The organism is Paraperlucidibaca sp., from assembly GCF_982810325.1.
The window spans coordinates 1-4150 of sequence record NZ_CEYEMI010000060.1; the positions used below are offsets into that span (position 1 = coordinate 1).

The 4150-nt window shown below is 51.4% G+C and carries 5 protein-coding genes; 2 read left to right on the forward strand and 3 right to left on the reverse strand.

Annotated elements, in window-relative coordinates; genetic code table 11:
- Nucleotides 1–789, forward strand: a 789-nt coding sequence (dmeF, locus tag AC3DKE_RS11005) for a CDF family Co(II)/Ni(II) efflux transporter DmeF (RefSeq protein WP_487990714.1), incomplete at its 5' end; no start/stop codon positions are given.
- A gap of 85 nt (nucleotides 790–874) precedes the next feature.
- The gene (locus tag AC3DKE_RS11010; protein ID WP_487990715.1) at nucleotides 875–1450 is read left to right on the forward strand and encodes a TMEM165/GDT1 family protein; all 576 of its coding nucleotides are present in this window, start codon (nucleotides 875–877) and stop codon (nucleotides 1448–1450) included.
- 22 nt (nucleotides 1451–1472) lie between these two features.
- Here the strand turns inward: AC3DKE_RS11010 and AC3DKE_RS11015 are convergent, their stop codons facing one another.
- The 3 genes from AC3DKE_RS11015 to AC3DKE_RS11025 form a co-directional block, all read right to left on the reverse strand.
- A complete protein-coding gene (locus tag AC3DKE_RS11015) occupies nucleotides 1473–1571 on the reverse strand; it encodes a DDE-type integrase/transposase/recombinase (protein WP_220375783.1) in 99 nt (32 codons plus the stop codon).
- A 290-nt stretch (nucleotides 1572–1861) separates the two neighbouring features.
- A complete protein-coding gene (locus tag AC3DKE_RS11020; protein ID WP_487990716.1) occupies nucleotides 1862–3799 on the reverse strand; it encodes an FTR1 family protein in 1938 nt (645 codons plus the stop codon).
- A gap of 195 nt (nucleotides 3800–3994) precedes the next feature.
- Nucleotides 3995–4150: copper resistance protein B (locus AC3DKE_RS11025; protein ID WP_487990717.1), on the reverse strand; the 156-nt coding region annotated here is incomplete at its 5' end.

The window sequence follows — 4150 nt, forward strand, 5'->3', positions numbered from 1 at the left end:
GCATTAGGCCTATCTTTGCTGGCCTATGCAGCGTCAAGACGCTACGCCAATGATCGCCGCTTCAATTTTGGCACCTGGAAGATAGAGATCTTGGGTGGCTACACTAGCGCGATTTTATTGATTCTTGTTGCTGGGCTCATGTTTTTCCAATCATTTGAGCGTCTGCTTTCACCAAGCCCAATTTTCTATAACGAGGCTATTGCTCTAGCCAGTCTTGGCTTAGTGGTAAATATAGTTTGCGCGTGGCTATTACAGGATGGCCATTCGCATGGCCATAGTCACAGCGATCATGGGCATGGACATAGTCATGACGATCATGACCATGATCATAGTCACGATCACCATGACCTTAACCTACGCTCAGCCTATATCCACGTCATTACAGATGCCGCCACCTCTGTGCTCGCCATCATTGCCCTTATAGGCGGCAAATTCTGGGGAGCGGACTGGCTTGATCCGCTGATGGGTATCGTTGGCGCCGCACTGGTGAGCTTTTGGGCATATGGTCTAATTCGTGACACTAGCCGCGTATTGCTTGACGCTGAAATGGATGCGCCGATTGTCAAAGCCATTGAAAAGTCCATCGCCTCAATGCTCCCGCGTGTTGAGTTAACCGATCTTCACGTTTGGCGCGTAGCACAGAAACAATACGCCTGCATTGTCAGTGTTACTTCGGAAGACTCGCTTTCCGCCCATAAGGTGAAAGAAGCACTCAAGCATCACGAAGTTTTGGTTCACGTTAGCGTTGAAGTCAATTGCTGTAGCGCGCATTCCACCGTTACGCAATAAGCCGTCAATACCAAGCTGGCAAGCTAGCTTACTAGTAACGGATAATACGTTTTAGTTATTAACTCATCGAGTACAGACACTCAGCATGGACGCATTTTTGATTTCAACCGGTATCGTGGCGCTTGCTGAAATTGGCGATAAAACCCAGCTATTGGCTTTTATGCTGGCTGCGAAATTTCGTAAGCCAGCCCCCATCATCTTCGGCATTTTAGTAGCGACACTGCTTAACCATGGCATGGCCGGTGCGCTTGGCACGTGGATTCCTCATCTATTAGATGCCGAGGTTTTGCGCTGGGTGCTCGGCATTGGTTTCATTATCATGGCTATCTGGATTTTGATTCCCGACAAGCTCGACGAAGGTGATGCCAAGTTCGTGTCATTAGGCGTTTTTGGCACAACCGTCGTCGCGTTTTTCCTTGCTGAAATGGGCGATAAAACCCAGATAGCCACGGTCGCCCTCGCCGCGCAATACCAAAGTTTTACCGCAGTCGTTCTTGGCACCACTGTGGGCATGCTCTTAGCCAATGCTCCCGCCGTGCTTCTAGGTAATAAGTTCGCCAACTCGTTACCGATCTCATGGATACATCGTGTGGTCGCCGCTATTTTTGCCATCATGGGCTTAGTAGTTTTGCTTGGCCTTGACTCGAATTTAGGCCTATAAGCTGCGATATAAAGTACAAAGTTCATGCGCCTAGGCAAGGACTCTGAACATAAAAATCTACTGCATCGCCATCTTGATCAACGGATCGCCAAACGTAATGCTGCTTGCCGTTTAATTTCATTTAGATAAAGCGTATTGCCGAGCCCAGCATGTTTTAGCTTGAGCTTGAGCTTGCGAGCGTATGCTGGTCCAAACTTGATACATCACAAACGAATCGCCTCATAACTGACACAGATACCTTTCTCTAACAGCAAGTCTTCGATATCACACAAGCTTGAGTTGAAGCGGTAGTAGATCCATACCGCTTATTTGATGATGCTGGGGTTGAAAGTAATGTCGGTTGTAGGTACTCATAGACAAGCTATATCAACCTGAGAATTAGCTTGTCAGTACCCTAAATCGTGCTCGGGCTCAAATGGTAGTGCGTGCCCTGAACCAATTGAGCCCGAAGCCAACCACCAATATAAGCGCTACCAATGCTTGTGCCGTCAGCGTTTGCGTCGTCGGATAGATGCCGAGCAGCTCTACGCGAGGGAAATCGAGTGGCGTAGCGCCGATCCACCCCGCTTCCTGCAATGCCGAGATGCCTTTCCCGATGAGTACCACAGCCAGAATCGCAACAAATACCGACGTGTACGAGAAGAATTTTCCGATCGGCAGCCGTGCGCTTGTGCGCAGCAATGCCCATGCAATGATTGCGAGCAGTACGACCGCCGTAATAAAACCGGCGGCAAGCGCGCTGCTATTTTCATCTGCTGCGAGCGCAGAGTAGAACAACACTGTCTCGAAGACTTCGCGGTAGACGGCAACAAATGATAATGCGAACAGAGCCCAGGCCGAGCGGCGTGTCATTGCTGCCGACAGCTTATTATTGAGGTAGTCCTGCCAGCGGCCAGCGCTGCTTTTCTGATGCATCCACAGACCAACACTCAACAGTACAATCCCAGCGAGAACCGAACCGACGCCCTCGGTCACTTCACGGCTTGCGCCGCTAACCTCGATAAAATAGGTTGCAAATGCCCAGGTCAGCATGCCGGCGACCATAGCACTGGTCCAACCAATATGGACATGACGCAGCGCGTCCTTGCGCTCAGCTTTCTTTAAAATCGCAATCATACCAATCACGATCAACAAGGCCTCGACGCCTTCGCGCAACAGGATGGTCAATGCGCCCACAAACGTCGTGGTCGGATCAGCCTTGGCATCGCTCAGCAGCGCCTCGACGCGTGCAAACAGGACAATGAGGTTATTCGCAGCTTGTTCGGCCTGTTCCGTGGTTCCTGTGGCGACGGCTGAACGGTAATGAAGCATGGCGCCTTCGATAGCGATCAGTAGTGTCTTGTCACGTGCACCGACGATAGGTTCGATCGGTTCGAAGCCGTCTAGATATGCCGACAACCCGAGCCTAGTTGCATTAGCTTTATCCCCGGCTCGTAACGCAGCCAAACTCTCCTGAAGGCGAAGCCGGGCCAGCATCAGCCCTGACTGTCTGCCGACATCGATAACTGCAGGGTTGGTGCGCAGATAGGCTGTAACGTCGCGAGCAACATCTTTTGGCAATGTTTCAGCAGCAGCCATTTCCGTAGTCGTAGTGATTGCTGACAAATCGGGAAAGCGATCTTTGATCGAACTGTCTTTACTGTTCCAAAGCTGCTCCCCGTGCTTACGCATTGCAGGGTCGTGCGCAAGAGTCCCAACGTAAAAGGCCAGCGACCAGCGGTCTTCTTCAGATAGGGAGGCGAAGCTAGGCATTGAGGTGCCGGCAACACCCTGAGAAACGACTTGGTACAACGCCATCACACTGCGCGAACTTGCACGCTCCGCATCGGTGAAGGCGATGGGCTTGGGTTCTAAGCTGGCCGCGAGGGCGCCGTCCCCTGCGCCATTCGCGCCGTGGCACGTGGCACATTGCGCAATGTAGAGGGAATAACCACGGTTTAGGTCAGGAATTGATTTGGGTGCGACCGGGATTGGGTAGGCCGCGATCAGCAGCGTATTGGCCCTATGAGCAAGTCGAGCCACTTCCTTAGCGTTGGCCTTGCGAACTACAGAGGCGTGCAGTGTATTAATGGCTTGCGCAACGTCATTTCTTGCGGGATGAGCTGGCAGCTGCGCAACCTGCTTTTGGGCGTTCTCCGTAAAATCCAACATTTCAGCATACTCGGACGTGCTCACGATCGTGCCATCGGCGACTGCGCCTCTGTAGTCAACTGCCACATAATCAATGAGCTGCCAAAGCTGCTTGGCATCGACACGGTCTGTCGGTTGAGCCATTGCAGTCGTGGCAATCATAAAGCAGGCCGCAGCAGCTAAAAACCGAGTTTTGAAAAATTGAACTTTATTGCGCATGGTGTTTCTTTCTTTCGAGTTTGGAAAACAGAGGAATGTAGATCAGCTCGCTAACTAACCCGATGGTTGTTTGCGTGACGATAATTGCCGACAGCACTGCTATGGCGCTAGGTACGGCGAGCACCAAGCAGATAAGGGTACTGACAAGTTAATTTCTCAGCACCTAAAATACTAAACGCATGTGCCAGCTTCGGTTTAGAACCAAAGTCGCACACCAGCCACTACCACCGCATTGTTGGTCGACTCACCCTTTGCCCGCAGCATGTCAGCGGTTCTTCCATATTGGTAAGTCGATTCGACCCCAATATAGGGTGCGAATCGGCGTGTGACTTCGTAGCGTAATCGTAGCCC

What these genes read in the sequence shown, in the direction of transcription:
- AC3DKE_RS11010 (WP_487990715.1), top strand. Translation starts at nt 875, where the DNA reads ATGGACGCATTTTTGATTTCAACCGGTATCGTGGCGCTTGCTGAAATT.
- AC3DKE_RS11015 (WP_220375783.1), bottom strand. Translation starts at nt 1,571, where the DNA reads ATGAAATTAAACGGCAAGCAGCATTACGTTTGGCGATCCGTTGATCAA.
- AC3DKE_RS11020 (WP_487990716.1), bottom strand. Translation starts at nt 3,799, where the DNA reads ATGCGCAATAAAGTTCAATTTTTCAAAACTCGGTTTTTAGCTGCTGCG.